This window comes from Paracoccaceae bacterium Fryx2, from assembly GCA_032334235.1.
In the GTDB taxonomy this organism is placed as follows: domain Bacteria; phylum Pseudomonadota; class Alphaproteobacteria; order Rhodobacterales; family Rhodobacteraceae; genus JAVSGI01.
In genome coordinates, this window is record JAVSGI010000003.1 from 1,518,035 (window position 1) to 1,539,339 (window position 21,305).

Here is a 21,305-nt window from a genome sequence, read left to right on the forward strand (position 1 = left end):
TCGGAATAGATGGCTGATGCCGTCAATTCCTAAGGCAAATCGAGTCCGTCTTATTTGCAGCGCGCCACTCGTTGCTCCAAGGCAATCACCTTGCCTTTTGAGGCTGCAAGTTCCCCCGCTACATCGCCGCCCGTCAACTTCGATACAGGGATTAAGACCAAAAATACCCCAATCGCATCGCCCGTTGCCGCACCGTTTTGCTTCTTTTCAAGTGAAGCTAGATTGACCCGTTGCGAAGCAAGATCGTTTCTCGCTTGTGAACACGTCAAGTGGTCATAAGCACCCGTCATTGAGACGGCGGAAACAGCGTCCGCACGGGGAGAGCAACCTGTGGCGATGGAACCCGCGATTAAGGCGAGTATTGCAAGCTTCGTATTCATTTCTTCCTCATTCTTCCACCGACATTCCCCAAGTGGCCTGCGGTCTGACGTCAAGATCGCCTGATTTTGCCCTTTGAACAAGCGTTTTTCCTCCTGAGCGGTGTCTGTGGTCGCGCAAACGCTTTGATCTGGCCGGATCGGGCCGCGAACCCGCATCTTCCTGGCCTGGCGGCGACGTTTTTCAGCGCTTGAGACAGACCTGTCGAGCCGGTTTCGAGCAGTTGGAGCCGGGATCGCGGTCACGCGCATAGCGGTGGCGCTCGAAGGCGGTGGATCGCGGCGAGGATGGCGCGCACCATCGGGCCTGTGACGGCCACCTCGGCCAGTTGGAAGGTGATGGCGCGGGCGTGACGCACGACACGCGCCCCGATCTTGATCAGCTTGAGCTGGAGGCTGGTCAACGACCAGTCGGCCATGGCCTCGGGCAGTTCGATGCAGCGCAAGAAGGTGGCCAGGTTGTAGGCCAGCGCATGCAGTTGCAGCCGCACCTCGTTGTCGCGGAACTTCCGGCATGACAGCCGCGTCCAGCGAAAGGCATACTTGCCTTCCTTGATGCGCTGCCTGGCAGCGTATGCTTGCATGCGCGAGAAGGTGCTGCTCTGCGGTGCCGCGCTGGTTATAGAACCGCACGACCCAATCGGGCTCCATCGGCAGGTTGGTGACGATGAAGCCGACTTTGGGGAACAGCTCGCCCGGGTGCCATTCGATCTTCGCTATGACGCGGCGCGGCTTGTCCCAGGGCGCCGCCTGATACTCGAAGTCCTCGTAAAAGCGTTTGACCTTGGTCAGCGACGGACGGCCTACGGGCTGGGTCAGTCGATGCGCGATCTTCTCCTTGAGCACTGCATTGGAGGGCAACCGGATGGTGTAGAAATAGCCCGTCTCTTCCAGCCGCGCGTAGATCGCAGGGATCGCATAGGCGGCGTCGGCACGGAAGAAGCGGCCCCCAAGGTCGCGGCCAGCGTAGCGGGCGATGACTGGATCGAGGACATCTCGCCAGCCGTCAGCACTGTGGACGTTGCCATTGCGCAGGGCGCAGCGTTCCAACATGCCGAACTGGTTGAACAGGAAGTTCGGGTGATAGCAGGTGCAGTCAAAATGCCCGTTCCAGGCCGAGCCCTCTTGGTCGCCATGGGTGGGGCTGACAGAGCTGTCCATGTCCAGCACGATATACTTCAGCCCGTTGCGGTCGTGGAAGCGGTCGATCCATTGGCCGTTCAGGTCTGCCAGCGCCGCCCGGTTCGTGGGCGAGGCCAAGGTCTCGGTCTCAAATCGCCCCATCTGCGTTGCTGAGGCCGCTTGCGCATCGACAGCCCGGCCACCGACAACCTGACGCATCACGGGATCGAGCGCGAGACGGTCGGCATCGTTGACGTCCTCGTATCCGGCCAGCCGCCCGAACACTGACTGCCGGAACAGCCCGTCGAGCCGATGGACGGTGTTCTTGCCGGTGCGGTTATCGCGTAGCGCCTCTGACGCAAGGCCCGACAGCCCGAGCGCGTCATCGAGCTCGCGCATCACCAGCAAACCGCCGTCCGAACTGATCTGCGCACCCCGGAACTCCAGCCGCACGCGGCGGTCGAAATCGACCCGATGACCTCGATCCGAACCCGCACCCTCTGGGTGATCCATAAAACACGTCCCTCGCAGCCATCAACACTATGATTTATATAGGAAATAATGAGTTCAGGACAGCGAAATCATAGATTTACTTGGGGAATGCGGGTTCAAGTGCGGCATAGCTTACACTGGCTTCAGTGTTTTCTTTCAGAAGATGCTCAATCGTTGAAATTGTTGGTTTTAAATTGATCATTGTCACCCCTGCTCGGGCCTTTATTCTGGACCCTCCATGCGGGCCATGTTCTCTCTTCAATTATAGGCTTTGGACGAGGCAGACTGTCAACTACGACCGTTACGAAGAACTTCGCAAAGTCCGCTTCGACTGTGCTTCTCCGACCTTGGTGCGTTGCGCAGCATCCCGTAGTATGGGCTCACTGCTGCCGTTCGCTGCGCCGTCCACGACGGTCCGGTCTGGGCCGGAACAGACACGCCCCCCTGGCATGGTTCCTCCCGGGCTTGATCCGTATACGGGGGGGCGCAGCGCGCCATTTCGCTAGCGACAGGCACTTTCACCGGGGAATCCAGGCGGAATCCACCTGCCGCCCGATTTTGGAAAAAGCGACTCATTATCAAAGACTTGCGGAATCACGATCTTGGCGTGCTGGATTCTTTTCGGAATCCAGGGAATCCACTTTGTGGAAGCCACCCCGCCGGAAGCCAGCCAGCGGAAGCCACCCCGTAAGAAGCCATTGAATCCACGTCATTTTTTCACTTGACATTTCTAGCCCCCTTGACCTACCTATAGATCATTGAAAAATTGCGCCCGGAGGATAAACCTCGCGGGCGTTTTTGTTTTCCCCACATCGCGGATGCCGATCCTGTCGCTGGCCATGTTGCCCGTGCGCGTTGGCACGTCCGCCCTGCCCCGAATGAGAACCGCCCCATGGACCTGGTCTTCGCACCGAGCCAGATCGAGACTTGGCCTCTCGACCGGCTGCGCCCCTATGCCCGCAATGCCAAGATCCACGGTACCGACCAGGTCGCCAAGATCGCCGCCAGCATGGCGAAGTTTGGCTGGACCGTGCCCTGCATGGTCGCTGACGACGGCGAGCTGATTGCCGGGCATGGCCGCGTGCTGGCGGCGGCAATGCTGGGGCTGAAGGATGTGCCGGTGATCCGGCTCAGCCACCTCGACGAGGCCGAACGCCGCGCCTATCGCATCGCCGACAATAAATTAACCGAGCTTGGCGAATGGGACGAGGCAATGTTGCGCGACGAGATCGCGGGGCTGCTGGCCGAGGATTTCGACCTGTCGCTGCTCGGCATCACCGACGAAGATCTGGATGCGCTGTTGCGGGATCCAGATGCGCTGGGCGGCGACGGGCCGGTTGAGGGCGAAGACGACATTCCCGAACCGCCGGTCACGCCGGTGTCGGTTGCGGGTGACCTCTGGCAGCTGGGATCACACCGGTTGATCTGCGGCGACAGCACCTCCGCTGATGTGGTCGGGCGGTTGCTCGGTGATGTTCGCCCCCTGCTAATGGTGACCGACCCGCCCTATGGAGTCGAATACGATCCCTCCTGGCGCAACCAGGCGGGCGCGGCGAAGACCAAGCGCACCGGCCGCGTGCTGAACGACGACCGAGCAGATTGGCGCGAAGCTTGGGCGTTGTTCCCCGGCGATGTCGCCTACGTTTGGCACGGTGCGCTGCACGCAGCAGAGGTGGCAGAGAGCCTCATGGCGGTAGGCTTCAACGTCCGGTCGCAGATCATCTGGGCCAAGGAGAGCCTCGTTTTCAGCCGTGGCGATTACCACTGGCAACATGAACCCTGCTGGTATGCCGTCAAGAAGACCGGCAAGGGCCACTGGGCTGGCGACCGCAAGCAGACCACGCTATGGAAGATCGCCAACAAGGACCAAGACGCTACCACCATCCACAGCACCCAGAAGCCGGTCGAGTGCATGCGCCGCCCGATGCTGAACAATTCCAACCCCGGTCAGGCGGTGTTTGAGCCGTTCATGGGATCCGGCACCACGCTGATCGCGGCGGAAACCACAGGGCGGGTGTGCTTCGGGATCGAGCTGAACCCGGCTTATGTCGATGTGGCCGTTGAGCGCTGGCAGAAATTCACCGGCGCCAATGCCGTGCTGGCAGACACCGGCGAAACCTTCGCCGACCTGAAGGTCAAGAGGCTGGCGGCATGAACAACGCAAAATCCAAATTGCCTGGCACCATCACCGGCCCAAGCGCAATGGAGATCAGTATCCTGATCAGCGCCATTGCCGACAAGCGCGCCATGATCGCAGGGACCAAATCCGTCCTGCGCCTGAACGCCCTGCAACAGGATCTGCGCACCGTGCAGCAACGACTTGCGGTGCTGTTTGGCGCGACCCGTGGCTGGGCCTTGTCCCGGTCCGACTTTACTGCGGCGGTGCTGGCGCGGCGCGGTCTGTTCGACGGCCGCGGTTACTACGCTGAACCCTGGTCACGGGAACTGGTTGATCATCCGTTCTACTATCGCAAGGACCGGATGGCATGCGCCGTCGCCGCACATCTCTATGGCACCTTTGATGCCGCCAAACGGCAGGACATCGCTGCGTTTGCGGAATTGAAAGGTCTGCAAACCACTTGGCCGGAGGATTTCCCAAGCTGGTGGCTTCCCGGCACAACCACGTTGGTGGTCTACACGCCCTTGACCGGACCCGCGCAATGATGATGCAGCCCGACCGGATCGAGCACTGGCCCCTCGCCCGCCTCAAACCCTACGCCCGCAACGCCAAGACCCATGATGCCACTCAGGTGGCGAAGATCGCTGCCAGCATGGCCGAGTTCGGCTGGACTGTGCCCTGCCTTGTGGCCGAGGACGGCGAGTTGATCGCGGGTCATGGCCGTGTCCTGGCCGCCGACCATCTTGGCCTGACCGAGGCTCCGGTCATCATTCTGGGCCATCTGACCGAGGCGCAGCGCCGGGCCTATCGCATCGCCGACAACAAATTAACCGAGCTGGGCGGCTGGGACGAGGCCCTGCTACTGCAAGAATTGCAGGCGCTGTTGGCAGAGGACTTTGACCTCGGGCTAATTGGCATCCCTGAGGATGAGCTGGAAGCTTTGCTGGCGGACGCCGACGAACGCCCGGCGATTTCGGATGACGACGCCGATGCCATTCCCGAACCGCCCGCCGAACCTATCACCAAGCCGGGCGATATCTGGGCGCTGGGCAAACACCGCCTCTGCTGCGGCGATGCCACCGATCCGACCGCTGTCGCCAAGCTGATGCAAGGTGAAACCGCCACGCTGATGTTCACCTCGCCACCGTATGCCCAGCAGCGCGACTATGGTGCCGCAAAAGAAAAGGTCGGCGATTGGGATGCGCTGATGCAAGGCGTGTTTGCCGCAGCCCCGATCACCGACGATGCGCAACTGCTGGTCAACCTCGGCCTCGTGCACCGCGACAGCGAATGGCAGCCCTATTGGGAAGGATGGGTGGAATGGATGCGCAATTCTGGCTGGCGACGCTTTGGCTGGTATGTCTGGGATCAGGGTCCGGGCCTGCCGGGCGACTGGAACGGCCGCCTGGCCCCGTCGCACGAGTTCATTTTCCACTTCAACCGCGCGCCCCGCAAACCGCACAAGACAGTCCCGTCCAAGCACGCAGGCGAAACCCTCGGCGGCGGTGGGCTGCGCGGCGCCGACGGCACCGTTCACGCCAAGACCGGCACCGGCAACGCGATCCAAAGCCACCGCATTCCCGACAGCGTCTTCCGCATTATGCGCCACAAGGGCGGGCTGGGCGCAGCAGGGTCGCACCCAGCGGTGTTTCCGGTGGCGCTGGTCGAGGCGGTGCTGACCGCGTTCAGCGATCCCGACGACCTGATCTATGAGCCGTTCTGCGGCTCTGGCACCCAGTTGGTCGCTGCCGAACGCAGCGGACGGCGATGCTTCGCGATGGAATTGGACCCGGTCTATTGTGATGTCGCCGTGCGACGGTGGGAGATTGCGACGGGGAAGGTAGCACGGCGCGAGGGCAAAGGCGTGACCGTTGATGAATTGGAAGGAACGGCGGAATGAACATGCGCTGGCGAGTGGGCGATCTGGTGCAGGCGATCCCGATCCCGCGCGGTGATCTGAACCAGGCCATATCACGCGACGGTTTTTGCCCGGAGCACACCCCCGAGCCCGGAAAGAAGCGCTGGTATAGCTGGCGAGACGTGGTGGCCATTGCCGTGGCACAGGACTTGCGCAACATCGGCCTCGGGCCATCAATCGCGTTTCGGTATGTGCAGGACCACCTGTTGCAATATCTGCGCGACAGCGTCGATCAGCCGGGCGATTGCACTGGGGTGGTCTGGTTGATCTATGGGTTGGAAGATCGGTTCAAAAAAGTAAGCCGTTGCGAGTTTGTTCAACTCGCCAACATTGGGGACGTCTTGATCTCACCAAACGAAAGCGCGTGCATCTTCGTCAATCTGGGTCAAATCGCAAACCATCATCCTCGATGAATTGCACGCGCCGGAGTGAGCCGAATGACCCAATCCCGATGCATGTCTCTTGTTGAAGCCGTCACCAATGTTGCGGTGGGCTATGCGCTGGCGCTGGCGACCCAGATCGTGGTGTTCCCATGGTTCGGGCTGCATCCGAGCTTGGGCGAGAACCTCGCCATCGGCGCGATCTTCATGGGTATCTCATTGCTGCGCAGTTACACGCTTCGCCGCCTGTTCGAACGCAGGCGCTCTCGTCCACAGCGCAGGTGATCCGTGCGGTGACGCAGGGCGTCAGGCCGCATCCAGCTTGTACACGGTGCCTCTGCCCTCAACCTTTTCAGAGGCAATGGGAAGGCCCAGCTTCTTTTTCAGCCCACCTGAGATCAAGCCACGAACTGAATGAGGCTTCCAGCCAGTCTCGGCTACGATCTCGGTGATCGCCGCACCCTCGAAACGCTGCAGCAGAGCGATGATCTGGGCCTGCTTGGTGCCTGCGCGGATATGGACCGGTTTCGGCATCTCCGCTGCGGTCGGCTGCGGGTCCGGCGCTGGCTGGGCATTGCGCAAGTTGGTCACTGTGCTGGTCGCCACCGGTTCGATCCCGATGGCCAGCAGCCCCGCGTCCGTCACCACCAGCGTGGTGCCATGCCCATCGCCGGTCTCGCGCCAGAGGGGTTCGCCGCGCCGCAAGTTGGCGTCGACCTCTTGCAGCCAGCCATGTGCGATCATTTTGGTGACGGCCATCTTCGCTGCCGCACCGTGCAGCCCCTTGGGCAGCGGCAGGGCGAGGTTGTCGGGGCGCTGGGCCCCGGCGCTCAGGATGATGGTCTGAGTGTCGGTGAGTATCGTCATGACGGGGTCCTGTTCGATCTGTTGGCGTTGGACGGGATCAAGCGGCATGTTCGCCCTCCTTGAAGGCGCTGTCGGTAATCTGGCGCAGCAGGCTGGCGTAGTGGTTCAGGGTGCCAACGTCGCCCCAGTTGATCTCGTCGGGGTGGGTGTTGAAATGGTCGTCGCTCAGGGCCTGCAGCCGTTCCAGCATTGCGCCGATCTGGAACTTGGTGGTCATGAAGGCGTCGAGGGCTTTGGAATTGTCGGTGGCGCGGCGGATGGTCATGGCTTGGTCGTCCTTCAGTGAGTTGCATCGTTTTCCTGTGACAACCATCGCTCTAGTGCAGCGATTGTCGTAGTTAAATCCAAGCAAACTCAGGGTTTTGTGATCATGATATCTGGTGGGGATCGGTCAGCGCCGCCTGTTCGGCCTCATGTCGTTGTGCTGCGTCGGGTGGATCGCGCCGCGCGTTGATCATGGCGACAAACAGCGCGCGGGCGACGGCTGCCACCTCGTCCGCCCCTGCGCTGGAGAGGTCCACATCATGGACGGCGATGGCTTCGCCCAGATCGGTCAGGGCGTAAAGCGTGGCAAATTCAGCCTCGGGCGGGTCGCAGGTGATGGTTTCGCGGTCGTCCTGTGATACGGCGACGCTGCGGCAAAAGCGCAGATCGAAGCCGATGGCGCAGTTGCGACGCACGACATCATCGAGGGTCTCGCCTTCGGGCAGGCAGTTGAGGGTGAGGGTCATGGTTGAGGGCTTTCGGGCTGAATAGCACTGGGCTTGAGTTCAACCCACACCCCGTCCTGCCAGACGTAAAGGTGGCATAGCTCACAGGTCGGTCGCTGCAGGATGGGCGGTTCGCGTGGCGGATCGAAACAGTCGATCGCGTCCGCGCGAACTTGGCGGATTTCCTTTGCAGCGAGGATGTCTTCGGGCGTCCAGCGCGCCAACGCAGGCAGCATGTGAGAGGGGTAGCCGTCATAATGGCAATAAACATGGGCCCATGCATCGGGACCAATCTGAATGGCAATCTGTGCGCGGGTACTCATAGTCGTTCCCCTCAGATCAGCTTCAGATCAGCCAGCACCGCGCTGGCGGAAGAAAGCTGGGTGGTCGGCAGCTCGATCTTGAGATGCGAGAACACATCCGAGGCTTCGGCAGTGATCCCGTTCTCGCGCAGCGCGGCCTCGATGGCCTCGGCCACGGCGTTCGGGCGCGAGCGGTCGAAATGTGCGGGCAGCGTTGCGTAGTCGATGCGGATGGTGGTGGTGGCGGTCATGGTCTTATCCTTTCAGGATTGGGGTTTTGCAGCAGCGCCAGCGCGGCGTCCGGCTTCAAAGGCGTCTTCAAGTGCCGCGTGGATCGCCCAGACCGCGACATCGTGGAAGTCGAGACGGTCGCGGTTGCGGGTCTCCAGCGTTTCAATGAAGAACTGGCGTTGGGCGATCCCAAGGATCAAGGCCTCGCGGACGTCTTCGTGTGTAGGGGTGGTTTTGCGTTTGGCCATGATCACTCCTCCCAACGGTGCTCAGGGTGGGTCGTGCGCGCGCAGGCTTCCTCGCGCATCATCTCGTGGGCGCGTGCCATCTCGACCATTCCGCCTTCCTGGCTCATCCGCCCCGACATGACTTCGTCCATCACCCAGTTCACCCGCTCTTGCGCGGGGCTGGTGTGGTCCCGCCATCCGTCGCTCATCGAGCTGTGTCCCATCTTTTCCTGTGCGCGCATGGTGGTCTCCGATCCTCATTTAAGGGGTGCGATGCACCCGTTTGCCTTGCACCATGAATCGCTCTATCGAGGAGTGTAATCAACTGAATAAGGTCGTTATTTTCGTTTAATTACAATATCTTGAGGTTAATGAAATCGCCATGGAAGGTATGTCAGAACGCGAGTATTCCGCTCATACCGGCCTGTCGCGCGGGGCGATCCAGAAGGCACGCAAGGCCAGCCGCTTGGTGGTCTACAGCGACGGGTCGATCAACGCGGCGGCGTCCGATGTACGGCGGGCCGACATGACCGACCCCGACCAGCAGCGGCGCAGCACTGGCGGCGGCGATAGCAGTTTCAGCGGCCCCGCCGACAGCTCGTCATACCTGAAGGCCCGCACCGCGCTGACCGTCTACCAGGCGCAGGACAAGCAACTTGGCATCCAGAAGAAGAAGGGTACGCTGGTTGACCGCGCCCGCGCCGAAGCGCTGGTGTTCCGGTTGGCGCGTCAAGAACGCGACACATGGATCACCTGGCCCAGCAGGGTGGCGGCATTAATGGCCGCCGAAGTGGCGGCAGAGGTGGAGAAACAAACGGCCAAACCGGTGACAATCGAGGCCGCGATCCTGCAGAGGGTGCTGGAAGCCCATGTCAGACAGCACCTCGAAGCCCTCGCCGATCTCAGGGTCAGCCTCGGATAACGACAGCACCGCCAGCGATGACCTGACCGCAGACCTCGACCTTGGGTTTGATGGGGCCGAGGATATCTTGCGCAGCTGGCGCAAAGGCATGCGCCCGGATCCTGACCTGACGGTATCGGAATGGGCGGATGCACATCGCTGGCTGTCGTCGCGCGGCGCGGCCGAGCCGGGGCGGTATCGTACCGCGCGGGCGCCCTATTTGCGCGAAATCATGGATGCCCTGTCGCCCCGCCATCCGGCGCAACGGATCAGCTTCATGAAAGCAGCGCAGGTTGGCGCGACGGAGGCTGGCAACAACTGGATCGGCTTCGTGATCCACCACGCGCCGGGCCCGATGCTGGCGGTGCTGCCGACGGTGGAGATGGCAAAACGCACCTCGCGCGGGCGATTGGACCCCTTGATCTCGGAAAGCCCGGTGCTGCGTGCGCTGGTCAATCCGGCCCGGTCACGCGACGCGGGAAACTCGATGCTGTCGAAGGAATTTCAAGGTGGCATCCTGGTGCTGACCGGGGCGAACTCTGCCACCGGCCTGCGCTCAATGCCCGCGCGCTATATCTTTCTGGACGAGGTTGACGCCTATCCAGCCTCTGCCGATGAGGAAGGCGATCCGGTCACGCTGGCCGAAGCCCGGACCACGACATTCTCGCACCGGCGCAAGGTGTTCATGGTTTCCACCCCGACCATCCGGGGCATCAGCCGGATCGAGCGCGAGTATGAGGCATCAGACCAGCGGCGCTACTTCGTGCCCTGCCCACGTTGCGGGGCGATGCAATGGCTGCAGTTTGAGCGCCTGCGCTGGGACAAAGGGCGACCCGACACCGCCGCCTATCATTGCGAGGGTTGTGAGAAGCCCATCGCCGAGCACCACAAGACGCAGATGCTGGAGCGCGGCGAATGGCGCGCAACGGCCGTGTCGTCCGACCCGCATTCCATCGGCTTCCATATCTCCGCGCTCTATTCGCCTTTGGGCTGGAAGAGCTGGCAGCAGATCGCGCGCGAGTGGCTGGCGGCCCAAGGCTCGGAAGAGATGCTGCGCGCTGCGCGCAACACCCTGCTGGGCGAGACATGGGTTGAAAGCGGCGATGCACCGGAATGGCAGCGCCTTGCTGATCGCCGCGAGACGTTCGTGGCCCAAATCCCAGCGCGAGGACTGTTCCTGACCGCTGGGGCGGACGTGCAGAAGGACCGCATCGAGGTCGATGTCTGGGCCTGGGGCCGTGGTTTGGAAAGCTGGCTTGTCGATCACATCGTCATTCCTGGCGGGCCGGATGATCCTGCCTGCTGGGACAAGCTGACGGCCCTTCTTGGCCAGACATGGGTTCATGAACACGGCGCTGTCATGCCCCTGGCGAAGCTGGCCATCGACACAGGGTATGAAACGGCAGCCGTCTACGCTTGGGCCCGCACCCAAGGCATCGCACAGGTGGCCCCCGTCAAAGGCATGGAAGGCTTCAACCGAACAACGCCAGTCTCGGGGCCAACCTTTGTTGATGCGACAGTAAACGGTCGAAAGCTCAAGCGGGGCGCGCGTCTCTGGACGGTGGCCACCGCCACTTTCAAGGCGGAGACCTATCGCTATCTGCGGCTGGAGCGGCCGAGCGATGTAGACCGTGCCAGTGGCGCGCCAAATCCTGCGGGCACGATCCACCTGCCAGACTGGGCAGACAGCGAATGGCTGAAACAGCTGGTGGCCGAGCAACTGGTCACGATCCGTAACAAGCGGGGCTATGCACGCCAGGAATGGCAAAAGATGCGCGAACGCAACGAGGCGCTGGATACTCGGGTTTATGCCCGTGCCGCCGTCTGGATCCTAGGGGCCGACCGCTTCGATGAGCGGATGTGGCGACAACTCGAAAAACAAGCCGGAGTTGAAACGACCACGGTTGCAGCCAAAGCCGACACTGAAACACCGTCCGAGCCTCAGGCCGGGCGGATTGCCGCCCCGCGCAAGCGCGGTTGGCGGGTAAGCACGCCCAAATACATGGAATGATGGATCCCCAATGACCCTCGATGATCTCAAATCCCGCCACAGCGCGTTGCTCGCGGCCCGGTATAGCGGCACGCGCTCTGTAAGCTATGATGGCAAAACCCTGACCTATGGCACTGATGCTGAATTAGCGGCTGCCATCTTCGACATAGAACGGCGCATTGCAAAGGCCGAGCGCGGCGCCGGGCGGATCTCTCGCCCCCATGCCGTAAAGGACCTGTGATGAACTGGCGGCAGCGCCTCGGTGCTTTTGTCGGTGGCTTTGATGCAGGCCAGCATCATCGCCGTCTGCGCGGGTTTCGAGCAACGCGCGCCCATGTGAATGCGCTGATTGCGGCGTCAGGACCTGATATCACCGCTCGCGCCCGCTGGTTGGTGCGCAACAATGGCTATGCGGCCAATGCTGTTGAAAGCTGGGCTGCCAATACCGTGGGCGATGGGATCAAACCGATCTCGCAAATCGCGGACGCAGCGCGCAAGGAAGAGCTGCAACGCCTTTGGCTGGCCTGGACCGATGAAGCAGACAGCGAAGGTCTGACCGATTTCTACGGGCTGCAGCGGCGCGCGGCACGTGAGGTGTTTCTGGCCGGTGAGGTTTTCGTCAGGATCAGGCCACGCCGCGCAAACGATGGGCTCTCCGTGCCCCTGCAATTGCAAATGTTGCCCGCCGAGATGCTGCCACTGCACCAAACGGGAATGGCTGCAAATGGGAATGCCGTCCGTCAGGGGATCGAGTTCGACCGGGTTGGGCGGCGCGTGGCCTATCACTTCCTCCGGCGGCACCCCGGCGACAGTACTGATCCGGGGCTGGCGGGCGAAATGGTGCGGGTTCCAGCAAGCGAGGTCATCCATGTGATCGATCCGGTGGAAGCGGGTCAATTGCGCGGAGTGTCAAAGCTGGCACCGGCCATCGTGAAGCTGTTTTTGCTCGATCAATACGACGATGCCGAGCTGGACCGCAAAAAGGTGGCGGCAATGTATGCGATGTTTGTCACTTCCCCCGCCCCGGAAAACCCCCTGCTGCCGTCCGAGGATGACGACATGTTGGGTGGCTTCGAGATCAGCCCCGGCCAGGTCGTGCGGCTGGATCCGGGCGAGGATGTGACCGTGGGCCAGCCTGCGGATTCAGGGGCAACCTACGAGCCGTTCCAATACCGCACGCTGCTGCAGGTCGCCTCGGCGCTGGGCATTCCTTATCCTTATCTGACCAATGACATGGTGAAGGGGAACTTTTCGAACTCGCGACTAGCCCTTATCGAATTTCGGCGTCGCGTTTCGGCCTGGCAGCACTCGGTGATGGTCTTTCAACTGTGCCGTCCCGTCTATGCGCGCTGGATGGACGCTGCCGTGCTATCGGGCGCATTGGTTCTGCCCGGCTATGAGGCCAACCGGTCGCAGTTCCTTGCGGCCAACTGGCTCCCCACCAAATGGGATTGGGTTGATCCCCTGAAGGATGCCAATGCCGAGATTGCCCAGATCGAGGCAGGGCTCAAATCCCGCACCCAAGCCATCGCCGAGCGTGGCTATGACGCGGAACAGGTCGACCGCGAAATCGCCGCCGAACGCCGCCGCGAGCGATTGCTCGGCCTCGACTTCCGCCGCCCCGGATCGCCCGCGCAAGGTGTGCAGGCTTTGTCGGGCCCAACAGAGAATGGGGAAGAAGAAGACGATAATGACCCAACAGATGAAACCGATGACGCGCAAGACCCTTCGCGCAAGCCTGAGGACCAGACCTGATGCTGCATGCCCGCATTGCCGCGCGCGCCTTCAACACCCCGCTGCTGGTTGAGCCCTCCAAAGCCATGGCGTTTCTTTCCGGCCTTGGGCCACGTATCCTTGGGCGCCGGGTCGAGATTGGTGACGGAAACGGCGGCTTGGAAAGCACCGGCGTCCCGCCAGCGCGCGCCAGCATCCTTATCGGTGGGATGCTGGACGATTACCGCCAGCATGGTGAGGCCCCCTACGCGGTGGTGGATGGCATCGCTGTGATTGAAATTTCTGGCGTGCTTATCCATCGTGGGGGCTGGATCGGACAGTCCTCGGGCCAGACCAGCTATGAAGGGATCGCAGCCCAGATCGAGGCGGCTGCAAACGACCCGTCCGTGCGCGGCCTTGCATTGGAAATTGATAGCTTTGGTGGCGAAGTTGCGGGTGTTTTTGACCTAGCAGATCGCATTCGTGCGGTTCGCGCTAGCAAACCGGTCTGGGCTTTTGTGGCAGAACACGCCTTCTCTGCAGGTTATGCGCTGGCCAGCCAGGCCGACCGCATCTTACTGCCGCGCACAGGGGCGGTGGGCAGCATCGGTGTTGTGGTGATGCACGCCGATCTCAGCGGACAGCTGGATCAAGACGGGGTGCGCGTCACGCTGATCCACGCAGGATCGCACAAGGTCGATGCCAATCCCTACACGCCCCTGCCCGCTGATATCCGAGACGACATCCAGCGCGAAATCGATGTGCTGCGGTTTCTCTTTGCGGAAACGGTGGCCGCGGGACGCGGCGCGCGACTTAGCCAAGCGGTAGCACTCGCCACTGAGGCTGCCAGCTTTCGCGGCGCTGAGGCTGTGGCGGCGGGTCTTGCCGACGAAGTCATTGATCTTGCGCGTGGGTTTGCCAGTTTTCGGCAAAGCTTGTCTCCGATCCGCGCATCCGTCTCATCCCGCATGGCCACCACGGCCCAAATTCAATCCCGAAAGGATCCTCTCATGCGCAACGACACCTTGCCACAGACCGAACCCGTCACCGATGAAGCTCAAGATAGCCAATCGCAGAGTGATATTGCCACAAATGGCGGCACGGATCCCCAAGCGCCGCCCACTACAGCCCTTGTTTCCCAATCGCTCGCAGCCCCTCCCGCAGCTTCAAACTCCCCAAAAGCTGACCCCATCTCCGCCCTTCAGACATCCCTGCGGGCCGAACTTTCCGCCCAGCTTCGCCTTGAAGCGGCAGACATTACTGAAATCGCAGCACAAGCGGGACGGCTTGGTATTGCAATAGACGCCGCAAAGGCCCTGCGCGAAGGCACGGCCCCCGAAGCCTTGCGCCGCATGGTTCTGGAACGCGCCAGCGCTGCGGCGGATGCCCGCGATATCGTGGCAGCGCCGCCATCGCCGGTCATCCCCAAAAGTGCAGAAAGCCCCATCGTCGCCGCCGCAAAACGCGCGGCCTCTGCAGGTGCAAAGGGCTGAAAACCCTTTCATCCCTCAAACCCTGCCCCCTGATCCCCCGCCGCTCCTCCCCGGCGGGGGATTTCTTTTTGCAACCAGTTCACAAGGATCCCCGATATGACCGTGCTCCGCCAGCCATCCACCATGGGCGATGTTCTCAAATATGAGGTCAACCCGAACTTCACCCGCGAGAGCGTGACACTTCTTGCGGGCACCACCTATACCGTCGGCGCTGTGCTTGGCCGCATCACCGCGAGTGGCAAATATAAGCTGGCAACTTCGGGCGGCACGGATGGCGCGCAAACAGCTGCCGCCATGCTGCTCTACCCGGTCGATGCCACCGGTGCCGATGCCATCGGCGTGGTGATCATGCGCGGCCCCGCCATCGTCTCCAAAGCCGCCCTCGTCTTTGACACCACCGTCGATGATGCCGCCAAAACCGCGACCAAGCACGGCCAACTCGCTGCCCTTGGCATCATTGCGCGCAATACCGCTTAAAGCAGATCGCGCAACGGCGCATCAGCCGGGCGGCTTCGCTGCCCATGATCCCCAAACCAAGGCTATCCCCACCCTTTTTGCCGGAGTTTCCTATGACCCTCACCCGTAACCCGTTTGACGCAGGCGGCTATTCGCTCGCCGAGATGACGCAGGCGATCAACATCCTGCCCAATCTTTACACCCGCCTTGGCCAGATCGGCCTCTTTCGCTTTGAGGGTGTCTCGCAACGCGCCATCGTGATCGAACAGCATCAAGGCGTGTTGAGCCTCCTGCCCTCGGTCCCCCTCGGTGCCCCTGCCACCGTCGGCAATCGCGAGGCCCGCTCCATGCGCAGCTTTGCGCTGCCTTGGATCCCACATGATGATGTGATCCTGCCCTCGGATATTCAGGGCCAGCCCGCACTCGGCGCCTCGGACGCAGCCGACCCGCTGGTTGAGGTGATGAACCGCAAGCTGCAGCTGATGCGCCGCAAGCATGCCCAGACCCGCGAATATATGGAGATGAACGCGCTGCGCGGCATTGTGAAGGATGGTGCTGGCACCACGCTTTACAATTACTTCACCGAGTTTGGCCTTGAGCAACTCGCGATCGACTTTATCTTTGGCACTGCGGGCACAAACGTGCAGGGAAAGGTCCGCTCCGTGTTGCGCGCGATTGAGGACAACCTTTTGGGCGAGACCATGACCACCGCGCATGCGCTGGTCAGCTCGGAGTTCTTTGACAAGCTGATCAGCCATCCCAAAACCGAAGAAGCCTACAAGTTCTTCTCCGCAACGGGCGGGCAGCCCCTGCGCGAAGACATGCGCCGCGCGTTTCCCTTCGCGGGCGTGCTTTTTGAAGAGTACAACGGCTCTGTCACCCTCTCGAACGGCACCTCCGAGCGGTTGATCCCAGCGGGCGACGGCATTGCCTTTCCCTTGGGCACGTTTGACACCTTCACCACCTTTGGCGGGCCGGCCAATCTCTTGGAAGCGGCCAACACCATCGGTCTGCCCCTCTATGCCCGCCAGCATCTCGATGAAAAAGGCCGCTGGATTGATCTGATGACGGAAAGCTCGATCCTGCCGGTCAACAAGCGGCCGCGCATGGCAATCCGACTGACAAGTTCAACCTAAGGCCGTTTGATATGCACGCATTTGCAATGGCCCTGGATCTGCTTTTTGCGGACCCAAACCTTGTCCAGGAAGCTTGGTATCGTGATTGTGAGGGACAGTTCACCAAGCTCCGCATCATTACGCGCAGTGCCGACAGCATTACGCAGTTTGGGGCCGCAAGGCTCTGGTCAGAGACCTTCCGCTTTGATGTGCGCGTATCCGAACTGCCCAATCCCCGCCCGCAAGAGCAAATCCAGATCGGGGGTGAGACGTTTCTGATCCAAGGGGAAGCCGTGCGCGACCGGGACCGGCTGATCTGGACCATTGAGGCGGCCCCAGCATGAAGATCAAACTCGATCTTACGCCTGATCTGATCGCGGCGATGGCGGCCGAGATCAAAGCAGGCGAAAAGGCTGTCTCAACCGCCATGCGTGAGGCGGGTACAGGTCTGAAGACCGCTTGGCGTGCTCAGATCACTGGTGCGGGGCTTGGGCGGCGGCTTGCCAACTCGATCCGTAGCCAAACTTACCCAAAATCTGGTGACAGCCTAAGTGCGGCCGCCTTGGTGTGGTCGCAAGCGCCGGTGATCCTGCGCGCGCATGACACCGGACCGTTGATCCGGTCCAAGGACGGGTTTTGGCTGGCGATCCCGACAGCGGCCGCGGGCAAATCAGCCCGTGGCGGGCGCATCACACCCGGGGAATGGGAACGCAGGCAAGGTCTGAAGTTGCGGTTTGTCTATCGCAGGCGGGGACCCAGTTTGCTGGTGGCTGAAGGGCGGTTGAACAGCCGTGGGTTGGGTGTTGCGTCAAAGTCAAAGACCGGGCGCAATGTGGCGACCATGCCGATCTTTTTGTTGGTGCCCCAAGTGAAGCTCACAAAACGCCTTGATCTGGCGCGGGATGCCGAGCGGGCCGTGGACCGCGTGCCAGGGTTGATTGTAGCGAACTGGGTTGAGGGCAAGGTCTAATGACACGTGAAACCATTCTAACCGCCCTTGCGGATCTCTTGCGGCTGATCCCGTTTGTCCCGGTTCTGCGCGGCGAGGTCCTGCCTGAACGCGTGCCAACTTCTGGCCTCATAATCTTGCGTGATGGCGATCCGGGCGATCCGGCGGTGACGCTGTCGCCGCTTTTATATCACTTCCAGCATCGCGCGGAGCTGGAGATTATCGTGCAGGGTGTGGCCCGAGATGCGGCTTTTGCCACGCTCTGCGGCCAGATTGGCGCTGTGATCTCTGGCGACCACACGCTTGGTGGCCTCTGCGATTGGGTTGAGGCGGAAGCGCCGCGCCCGGTCGATCTGCCCGTCGAGGGCGCGGCAAGCCTCAAGGCGGCGGTGATCACCATCGTCCTGCATTACACCACCACCGGCCCTCTGGCCTGACACCCCACCATAATGAGGAGACTACCATGGCACGAGCGCAAGGCGCGCGGGCGCAGATGGCGCTTGCCTTTGAGACGACGTATGGCACCGCCCCGACCACGGGGTTCAAGCTGATGCCCTTTGCCAGCACCTCGCTGGGGGCTGAACAACCACTGCTGGCCTCGGACCTTTTGGGCTATGGTCGCGACCCGCTGGCCCCGATCAAAGATGCGGTGACGGCGGACGGTGATGTCTCGGTGCCGATTGATATCGAGGCGTTCGGGTTTTGGCTCAAGGCCACCTTTGGCGCGCCCGTCACCAGCGGCACCACGCCAAAAACCCACACCTTCACCTCAGGGTCTTGGGCGCTGCCGAGCTTCTCGGTGGAAATCGGCATGCCGGAAGTGCCACGCTATGCGATGTATTCAGGCTGCATGCTGGATCAACTGAGCTGGACCATGCAGCGCTCGGGGCTGTTGACAGCAACGGCCAAGATCATCGCGCAGGGCGAGACGATTGCCACAGTCTCAGGTGCGGGCACGCCAGCCGCAATCGCGCTGCAGCGCTTTGGTCACTTTAACGGCTCCATCAAGCGCAATGGCACCGCCCTTGGCCATGTGGTCTCGGCAGAGATTAGCTATGCCAACAACCTTGAGCGGGTGGAGACCATCCGCGCTGATGGCAAGATCGATGGGGCGGATCCGGCGATGGCGGCTTTGACGGGCAAGATTGATGTGCGCTTTGCTGACAGCGCGCTGGTGACCCAAGCCATTGACGGCGCACCTTGCGAGTTGGAGTTCAGCTACAGCCTTGGGGCCAGTGCCAGCCTCAGCTTTACGGCCCATGCGGTCTATCTGCCCCGGCCTCGGATCGAGATCCAAGGGCCGCAGGGCATTCAGGCCTCGTTTGATTGGCAGGCGGCGAAGGGGACAACGCCTGCACGCCTTTGCACCATTGTCCTCACCAACTCAGTCGCGAGCTATGCATGATAGAACTCAACCTTTCCAACGGGCCGAAATGGCTTGATCTCATCGCAGGCCTGCGTTTGCAGCTGCGCCCGCTGACCACCTCGCTGATGGTGGCCGCGCGCGCGGACCCTGCGATCCAAGACCTTGCCACTGGTGCCAGTGATGATGAACGCGCGGTGGCCTTTGCCAAAGCGCTGGCCCGCTTGGCCATTCTCGATTGGGAGGGGGTGGGCGATGCGGACGGCGTGCCACTTGCACCTTCTGAGGCTGCCATTGATGCCCTGCTGGATCTTTGGCCGGTGTTTGAAGCGTTTCAGACCCAATATGTTGCCAAAGGCCTGTTGATTGATGCGGAAAAAAACGGCTTTGCGCCCTTGCCGAGTGGTCCTTCGGCGGGGGTGACGCCTATTGCGCCGCCTGTGAGCAAGACTGCCTCGACTGCCCCAGCCGCGTAAACGCACCGCAGACTTATGAAGGCTGGCAGGTTTGGGACCTGGTGCAGCGCTTGGGCGGCCAGCTGCGTTTGGTGCAAGGGGCGTCAGGCAATGCGGTGATTGGCTGGGACATGGCGGCGGCCTTTGCGCTGGCCTCTGCGCTTGGGCTTTCGCCGCTGGCTGTAGCCGAGATGTTACCGCCCATTGAGGCGGTGATGGTTCAAAAACTTAATGAGAGGATGGAACAAGGGCTATGACCGAAAAACGTGTCTCTGTGCGCCTCTCGGCCAGCGGCGGGCGGCAAGTGCGCGCTGAACTGGAAGGTGTTGGCGATGCGGGCACGCATGGCTTTGGGCGTTTGTCCCGCGAGATGGATCTGGCCAATGCGCGGCTTGCAGCCTTATCGCGCCGGGCGGCCCTTGCCGCGGGCGTTATGGCTGCGGCCACAGTGGTGGCGGGGGTGGCCATGATCCGCTCTGGCCTGCAAACCGTCGATGCGCAGGCCAAAATGGCGCAATCTCTGGGCACCACGGTGAAAAGCCTGCAAGTGCTGGACCGGGCCGCTGATCTCTCTGGCGTCTCGATGGGCAATGTTGAGCAGGCCACGGTGCAGCTGACAAGGCGTCTGAGCCAGGCAGCGGCAGGTGCTGGCCCTGCCGTCGAAGCGCTTGACCGCCTTGGTCTGTCAGTCAGCGCGCTGCAAAGCCTGCCGCTTGATCAGCGCATTGCCTTGATCCAAGACAGGCTGGCAGAGTTTGTGCCCGAGGCCGAGCGCGCGGCGGTTGCGTCACAGCTCTTTGGCGACCGCGCAGCCCTCGTGTTTACGCGCATCGATACCGCCACGCTGCGCCAAGCCACCGCTGATGTGACTGATTTTGGCATTGTTGTCTCCGAGCAGGACGCAGACCAGATTGAGCGCACCAATGATGCGCTGTCACGCCTCGGGCTGATCTGGCGGGGTGTATCAAACCAGCTGGCGGTTGCTGCGGCACCAGCCCTTGAAGCGGTGGCCAACGCACTGGCGGCGGTGTCCAAGACCACGGGACCACTGGGCCAGGCGATTGCGGGTGTTTTCGACAGTCTGGGACGGCTTGGTGCTTATGCTGCAACCTTTGCGGCCTTCTTTGCCGGGCGTTGGGTTGCGGCAATGGCCATAGCGGCGCTGTCGGTGCGCGGGCTTGCCACAGCCCTTGTCATCGTGCGGGGCGCGCTGATCCGCACCGGCGTTGGCGCGCTGATCGTGGGCGCAGGTGAGTTGGTATATTGGTTCACCCGGCTTGTCGCAGGTGCTGGCGGCTTTGGCGCCGCGATGGGTCTTTTGAACGACGTCGCGGTCGAGGTTTGGGGCCGCATTAGAATGGCTGCGAGCTCGGCCGGGGCCGCGGCCACCGCGATGTTCTACGATCTGAAAGCGGATGCGGCCATGGGCATGGCATCCGCAATCGAAAGCGTGGTGGGGTTTGGCAATGCGACGGCCAACACCTTTGAAGGCGCTCTTCTGGCCGTGAAAGAAATCTGGTCGCGCCTGCCCGGCGTGATTGGCGATCTGGTGTTCACAGCGGCGAACCGCATGCTCGACGGCATTGAGGCGATGCTGAATGGGGCCCTCGGGCGGATTGACGCTTTTACCGGCAAGATCCGGGATGCGCTGGCAGCCGTCGGGATTGAGACCACCTTTGGCCAGATTGGCGAAATCAGCCTTGGCGATATTGCAAACCCCTTTGCCGGGGCCTCGGCCGAGGCGGGCACGGCGGCGGCAGAAGCGTTCCAGCGCGCCTTTGCCAAAAACCCCCTCACCGCCCCTGATCTTGGTCTGAGCGGCCTTGCCACTGACGCGCTTGCGACCGCGAACAGCTACCGCCAGGCTGCGAGCGATCTTGCGGCAGGGGCCACAGCGCCGCTTGCAAGTTGGCAGGCGCTCAAAGATGCCGTAAGCGGCAGTGGTGCTGCGGGGGCTGATGCGCTTGATGAGGCACAGGCGTCGGCCTCAGGCGTTGCGGAGGCCTTGGACGGTGCAACAAACGCGGCCAAGTCTGCAGGTGGGGCGGTCAAGAGCGCCGCCGAAGTGGCCAAAACGGGCTGGGCGGCCGTCTCACAATCCTTGGCGGACTATTCCAAGCAGGCG

The 21,305-nt window shown here is 62.0% G+C and carries 27 protein-coding genes and 1 pseudogene; 19 read left to right on the forward strand and 9 right to left on the reverse strand.

Features of this window, described 5'->3' with window-relative positions; all coding sequences use genetic code 11:
• Positions 1 to 50: 50 nt before the first annotated feature.
• The gene (locus tag RNZ50_08500; protein ID MDT8855055.1) at positions 51 to 461 is read right to left on the reverse strand and encodes a hypothetical protein; all 411 of its coding nucleotides are present in this window, start codon (positions 459 to 461) and stop codon (positions 51 to 53) included.
• A gap of 158 nt (positions 462 to 619) precedes the next feature.
• A pseudogene (locus RNZ50_08505) lies at positions 620 to 2,012 on the reverse strand (IS1380 family transposase).
• 871 nt (positions 2,013 to 2,883) lie between these two features.
• Between RNZ50_08505 and RNZ50_08510 the strand changes: the two are divergent.
• Genes RNZ50_08510 through RNZ50_08530 form a run of 5 tightly spaced genes read left to right on the forward strand, consistent with a single transcriptional unit; the run spans position 2,884 to position 6,693 of the window.
• A complete protein-coding gene (locus RNZ50_08510; protein MDT8855056.1) occupies positions 2,884 to 4,146 on the forward strand; it encodes a site-specific DNA-methyltransferase in 1,263 nt (420 codons plus the stop codon).
• Positions 4,143 to 4,655 (forward strand): hypothetical protein, encoded by a 513-nt coding sequence (locus tag RNZ50_08515; protein ID MDT8855057.1) that lies wholly within the window; start codon positions 4,143 to 4,145, stop codon positions 4,653 to 4,655. The genes RNZ50_08510 and RNZ50_08515 overlap by 4 nt, the downstream gene beginning before the upstream one ends.
• Complete coding sequence (locus tag RNZ50_08520; protein ID MDT8855058.1) at positions 4,652 to 6,010, forward strand: site-specific DNA-methyltransferase; 1,359 nt, start codon at positions 4,652 to 4,654, stop codon at positions 6,008 to 6,010. Before RNZ50_08515 ends, RNZ50_08520 begins: the two co-directional genes overlap by 4 nt.
• The gene (locus RNZ50_08525) at positions 6,007 to 6,441 is read left to right on the forward strand and encodes a hypothetical protein (protein MDT8855059.1); all 435 of its coding nucleotides are present in this window, start codon (positions 6,007 to 6,009) and stop codon (positions 6,439 to 6,441) included. Before RNZ50_08520 ends, RNZ50_08525 begins: the two co-directional genes overlap by 4 nt.
• 24 nt (positions 6,442 to 6,465) lie before the next feature.
• A complete protein-coding gene (locus tag RNZ50_08530) occupies positions 6,466 to 6,693 on the forward strand; it encodes a hypothetical protein (GenBank protein ID MDT8855060.1) in 228 nt (75 codons plus the stop codon).
• Positions 6,694 to 6,714: 21 nt separating this feature from the next.
• On the opposite strand, the gene RNZ50_08535 is transcribed toward RNZ50_08530, so the two are convergent.
• From RNZ50_08535 to RNZ50_08565, 7 genes are all read right to left on the reverse strand, one after another.
• Positions 6,715 to 7,275, reverse strand: coding sequence for a DUF3489 domain-containing protein (locus RNZ50_08535; GenBank protein MDT8855061.1), 561 nt, complete (start codon positions 7,273 to 7,275; stop codon positions 6,715 to 6,717).
• A gap of 37 nt (positions 7,276 to 7,312) precedes the next feature.
• Positions 7,313 to 7,540: a hypothetical protein gene (locus tag RNZ50_08540; GenBank protein ID MDT8855062.1), complete on the reverse strand. Its 228-nt coding sequence runs from the start codon at positions 7,538 to 7,540 to the stop codon at positions 7,313 to 7,315.
• A 103-nt stretch (positions 7,541 to 7,643) separates the two neighbouring features.
• Positions 7,644 to 8,006 (reverse strand): hypothetical protein, encoded by a 363-nt coding sequence (locus RNZ50_08545; protein ID MDT8855063.1) that lies wholly within the window; start codon positions 8,004 to 8,006, stop codon positions 7,644 to 7,646.
• The gene (locus RNZ50_08550; GenBank protein ID MDT8855064.1) at positions 8,003 to 8,308 is read right to left on the reverse strand and encodes a hypothetical protein; all 306 of its coding nucleotides are present in this window, start codon (positions 8,306 to 8,308) and stop codon (positions 8,003 to 8,005) included. Before RNZ50_08550 ends, RNZ50_08545 begins: the two co-directional genes overlap by 4 nt.
• An 11-nt stretch (positions 8,309 to 8,319) precedes the next feature.
• The gene (locus RNZ50_08555) at positions 8,320 to 8,538 is read right to left on the reverse strand and encodes a hypothetical protein (protein MDT8855065.1); all 219 of its coding nucleotides are present in this window, start codon (positions 8,536 to 8,538) and stop codon (positions 8,320 to 8,322) included.
• A 12-nt stretch (positions 8,539 to 8,550) separates the two neighbouring features.
• Positions 8,551 to 8,766: a hypothetical protein gene (locus RNZ50_08560; GenBank protein ID MDT8855066.1), complete on the reverse strand. Its 216-nt coding sequence runs from the start codon at positions 8,764 to 8,766 to the stop codon at positions 8,551 to 8,553.
• A 2-nt stretch (positions 8,767 to 8,768) separates the two neighbouring features.
• Positions 8,769 to 8,987 (reverse strand): hypothetical protein, encoded by a 219-nt coding sequence (locus tag RNZ50_08565; GenBank protein MDT8855067.1) that lies wholly within the window; start codon positions 8,985 to 8,987, stop codon positions 8,769 to 8,771.
• 140 nt (positions 8,988 to 9,127) lie between these two features.
• Between RNZ50_08565 and RNZ50_08570 the strand changes: the two genes are divergently transcribed.
• From RNZ50_08570 to RNZ50_08635, 14 genes are all read left to right on the forward strand, one after another.
• A complete protein-coding gene (locus RNZ50_08570; GenBank protein MDT8855068.1) occupies positions 9,128 to 9,667 on the forward strand; it encodes a hypothetical protein in 540 nt (179 codons plus the stop codon).
• Positions 9,615 to 11,657, forward strand: a complete 2,043-nt coding sequence (locus tag RNZ50_08575) for a phage terminase large subunit family protein (protein ID MDT8855069.1) — start codon at positions 9,615 to 9,617, stop codon at positions 11,655 to 11,657. Before RNZ50_08570 ends, RNZ50_08575 begins: the two co-directional genes overlap by 53 nt.
• Positions 11,658 to 11,667: 10 nt before the next feature.
• Positions 11,668 to 11,877, forward strand: coding sequence for a hypothetical protein (locus RNZ50_08580; GenBank protein ID MDT8855070.1), 210 nt, complete (start codon positions 11,668 to 11,670; stop codon positions 11,875 to 11,877).
• Complete coding sequence (locus tag RNZ50_08585) at positions 11,877 to 13,391, forward strand: phage portal protein (protein MDT8855071.1); 1,515 nt, start codon at positions 11,877 to 11,879, stop codon at positions 13,389 to 13,391. The genes RNZ50_08580 and RNZ50_08585 overlap by 1 nt, the downstream gene beginning before the upstream one ends.
• Positions 13,391 to 14,842: a S49 family peptidase gene (locus RNZ50_08590; protein ID MDT8855072.1), complete on the forward strand. Its 1,452-nt coding sequence runs from the start codon at positions 13,391 to 13,393 to the stop codon at positions 14,840 to 14,842. Before RNZ50_08585 ends, RNZ50_08590 begins: the two co-directional genes overlap by 1 nt.
• A 96-nt stretch (positions 14,843 to 14,938) precedes the next feature.
• On the forward strand, positions 14,939 to 15,319 hold the full coding sequence (locus RNZ50_08595; GenBank protein MDT8855073.1) for a head decoration protein: 381 nt from the start codon (positions 14,939 to 14,941) through the stop codon (positions 15,317 to 15,319).
• A gap of 92 nt (positions 15,320 to 15,411) precedes the next feature.
• Entirely contained in the window at positions 15,412 to 16,434 is a 1,023-nt protein-coding gene (locus RNZ50_08600; GenBank protein MDT8855074.1) for a major capsid protein, read from the forward strand.
• A gap of 11 nt (positions 16,435 to 16,445) precedes the next feature.
• On the forward strand, positions 16,446 to 16,757 hold the full coding sequence (locus RNZ50_08605) for a hypothetical protein (protein MDT8855075.1): 312 nt from the start codon (positions 16,446 to 16,448) through the stop codon (positions 16,755 to 16,757).
• Entirely contained in the window at positions 16,754 to 17,383 is a 630-nt protein-coding gene (locus RNZ50_08610) for a DUF6441 family protein (protein ID MDT8855076.1), read from the forward strand. The genes RNZ50_08605 and RNZ50_08610 overlap by 4 nt, the downstream gene beginning before the upstream one ends.
• A complete protein-coding gene (locus tag RNZ50_08615; GenBank protein MDT8855077.1) occupies positions 17,383 to 17,799 on the forward strand; it encodes an acyl-CoA transferase in 417 nt (138 codons plus the stop codon). Before RNZ50_08610 ends, RNZ50_08615 begins: the two co-directional genes overlap by 1 nt.
• Before the next feature lie 26 nt (positions 17,800 to 17,825).
• Positions 17,826 to 18,767: a phage tail tube protein gene (locus tag RNZ50_08620; GenBank protein ID MDT8855078.1), complete on the forward strand. Its 942-nt coding sequence runs from the start codon at positions 17,826 to 17,828 to the stop codon at positions 18,765 to 18,767.
• A complete protein-coding gene (locus tag RNZ50_08625; GenBank protein ID MDT8855079.1) occupies positions 18,764 to 19,201 on the forward strand; it encodes a hypothetical protein in 438 nt (145 codons plus the stop codon). Before RNZ50_08620 ends, RNZ50_08625 begins: the two co-directional genes overlap by 4 nt.
• A 41-nt stretch (positions 19,202 to 19,242) precedes the next feature.
• Entirely contained in the window at positions 19,243 to 19,437 is a 195-nt protein-coding gene (locus tag RNZ50_08630) for a hypothetical protein (GenBank protein MDT8855080.1), read from the forward strand.
• On the forward strand, positions 19,434 to 21,305 hold a 1,872-nt coding region (locus RNZ50_08635; protein ID MDT8855081.1), incomplete at its 3' end, for a phage tail tape measure protein. The genes RNZ50_08630 and RNZ50_08635, both read left to right, overlap by 4 nt.